Raw genomic sequence first — 2730 nt, 5'->3', positions numbered from 1 at the left:
GATCGGCCAGTTGCGCGCGTAGTGACCGTCGAGGATGTGGCGGGCCTTGTCGGCCAGTTCCTGATCGGACAGATGTTCCGGGTTGCCGGGAATGCCGTCGTCGAGCAGGTCGCCGGAGGTGGCCACCGAGCGGTAGATCGCGTCGATCGGTTCGGGCGCCGCCAGGATGAGCGGGGTGTCGCGGCCGGAGAGAATGTCGCGCAACGCCCGGTCGACGCCGCGCGTGTATTGGCGGACCAGTATCTTCTTCCCTTCGCTGCCGGTCAGCCGCCGCTTGGGCGAACGATCGCCGATCGAGGCCTTCCGCGCGAAATCGGCGGCGTCACTGGGCATGTCGGGCACCCGCACATCCTCGGCAGGGCGATCGGGGGTCACCTCGACCAGCCGCGCGGACCCCTCGGCCAGCGCGAGGACGAAGGCGGTTTGCGGGAAGGTGACGGCCCGCAGCAGCGGCTTGAGCAGGAACCGATCCGAGACGGTGACCGCGGCGCCGAGGCGGTTCGGGATCCGGAAGGTCCACATCCGCTGTGGCGATACGTGCACGACCAGGGTGTGCGACTGGAAGCGCCAGAAGTCCTCGTCGTCGGTCAGATCGTCGAGCTGATCGGCGATGGCCGCGCGACTGTCACTGTCGGTGACCAGGTCGACCGCCTCCCGGACCTGATTGGAGAACGCGATCCGGTTCGCCTCCGGATTCGGGGTGGCGGCCTCGGTGGGCAGATAGATCGACACCGACCAGGGGCCGGTCCATTCGGCGAGGGTTTCGATCTCGCGGCGGGTCGGGATGTCGGTGTGCAGCACTTCGATCCTCCTTCGTTGCCCCGAACTGTTCGACGGGCGCACCGGCCGCGCGAAGAGCGGCCGCAGTGTTTGCCAACTCGTAACCACATCGACGCTACTGGACATCGGCACCGGCAGGCACGCATACGGGCATCGGATGCCGAACTGTTGCTGCTTTCGTGTCGATCGGCTCACCGAGTGGGCGTCGGCGCGCCGGTCGGTGACAGCGGGGTCGGCGTGGCCGGGGTTGCAGCAGCCGGGGTGGTGGCGGTGGCGGCACTCGTCGGGCCGGGCGGGACGGTCGCCGATCCGGCAGGCAGCGTGCCCGTCCCGTACAGATGCTCGATGATCTGCTTGGCGATCGCACTCGCCGCCGCGTTCCCGTCGGCGGTGGGTTCCAGATTCGCCCACACCACCACGGTCACCTTGTGCGCCGGATCGGAGCCGGCGAAGGTGTTGAAGCCCGGCAGCTCACCCGTATGTCCGTACAGCGCACCGAATTTCGCGATGGCGAGGCCGTACTGCGGCGCCTCCGGCGGATTGGCCGGATCGGTCGCTTGCAGGCTGCCCATGCGCTTGCTCTGCATGTCGACATCGAGGACCTTGCCGTCGCTGAGCGCCTCGGCCCAGGTGGCCAGATCCCCGACCGTGGAGATTCCCGCGCCCGCGGCCCACGCCCAGGACGGATTGTCCGCCGTGCGATCACCGGGCAGCAGCCGGCCCGCCTTGGCCTCGGCCTGCATTTCGGGCGGTAGCGCCGGCGGCGTCCCCATGGTCAAGACATTGGTGCCGTACATGTAGCCCTGCGGGTGCGGGTCGGGTATGGCCGCGGAGGTGCGCGCGGGGAAGGAGGTCTGGGTCAGGCCGAGCGGCCCGAAGAGCCGGTCTCGCATGATCTGCTCGAGCGGTTTGCCGTCCAGCTGTTCGGCGATCAGCCCGAGCAGGATCGTATTGGTGTTCGAGTAGTGATAGCCCTGTCCCGGTGCGAAATACGGCGGATGCGCGTAGGCCATGGCGAGCAGTTCGTCGGGTTGCCACACCCGGCCCGGGTCGGCGTCCATGGCCTCGGCCAGTTCGCGGGTCTCGCTGTAGTTGTAGAGGCCGCTGCGCATGTCGAGCAGCTGCGCGATGGTGATCGCCGCGCCGCCGGGCACATCGGTCCGGTACTTCGAGACCGGATCGTCGAGGGCCAGTTTGTGTTCCTGCACCTGTTGCAGGATCACGGTGCCGGTCCAGGTCTTGGTGACCGATCCGATGCGCACATGGTCGGCCGCCGTGACCGCCGGGCCGCCGCCGAAGGTCCGGGTGCCGTAGGAGGTGCCGACCTCGCCGGCGGCGGTGCGGACGAAGGCCACGACTCCCGGCACCGACGCCGGACGCGCCACCGACTCGACGATGCCGCGCAGCGTGGGCTCGTCGAGCGGATGGACGGCCGGGGCCGGCGAGGTGGTCGCGGCGGCGGGCGACGTGCTCGCGGGCGCGGGTTTCGACGACGAACCGCATCCGCACGCGACGAACAGAACTGCGACGCCGGTCAGCGCCGCGGCAATCAGCCGGGGCCGGATCGGCACGGAAACCACTGGCACTGCACGACCTCCCTCATCGGGAACGGTGGAGCCGGGATTGAAACTCTACTGCGCCACCGCCTCTCGCGGACGCGGTTGGCGAATGCTCAGCGACATCACCGCCGCCACCGCGCACAGACCGCCGGCGATGAACCAGGCGAGCTGGTAGCTGCCCTGCAGGTCCCGAATGACGCCGGCGCCGGAAGCGGCGATCGCGGCGCCGATCTGATGTGAGGCGAATACCCAGCCGAAGGCGATCGGCCCGTCCGCGCCGAAGTGTTCGCGGCACAGCGCGACCGTGGGCGGCACCGTCGCGATCCAGTCCAGGCCGTAGAAGATGACGAACACCCACATGCTCGGCCGCACATCGGGAGCGAACAGCATC

Annotated in this window: 3 protein-coding genes; all 3 read right to left on the bottom strand. The window is 69.1% G+C overall.

Going from position 1 to position 2730, the window contains the following annotated elements; translation table 11 throughout:
* Positions 1 to 801: baeRF11 domain-containing protein (locus tag ON23_RS28165; RefSeq protein ID WP_039781952.1), on the bottom strand; the 801-nt coding region annotated here is incomplete at its 3' end.
* A gap of 170 nt (positions 802 to 971) precedes the next feature.
* Positions 972 to 2366 carry a serine hydrolase domain-containing protein gene (locus ON23_RS28160; protein WP_083904285.1) on the bottom strand — a complete coding sequence of 465 codons (1395 nt, stop codon included), beginning with the start codon at positions 2364 to 2366 and terminating at the stop codon, positions 972 to 974.
* Between the two features lie 45 nt (positions 2367 to 2411).
* A partial coding sequence (locus ON23_RS28155; RefSeq protein WP_039781950.1) for a YbfB/YjiJ family MFS transporter occupies positions 2412 to 2730 on the bottom strand: 319 nt, incomplete at its 5' end.

Source organism: Nocardia cerradoensis NBRC 101014, assembly GCF_000308535.1.
GTDB lineage: Bacteria > Actinomycetota > Actinomycetes > Mycobacteriales > Mycobacteriaceae > Nocardia > Nocardia cerradoensis.
Note: the sequence above shows the minus strand (reverse complement) of the source record. Positions and strands in the feature narration are given on the sequence as shown.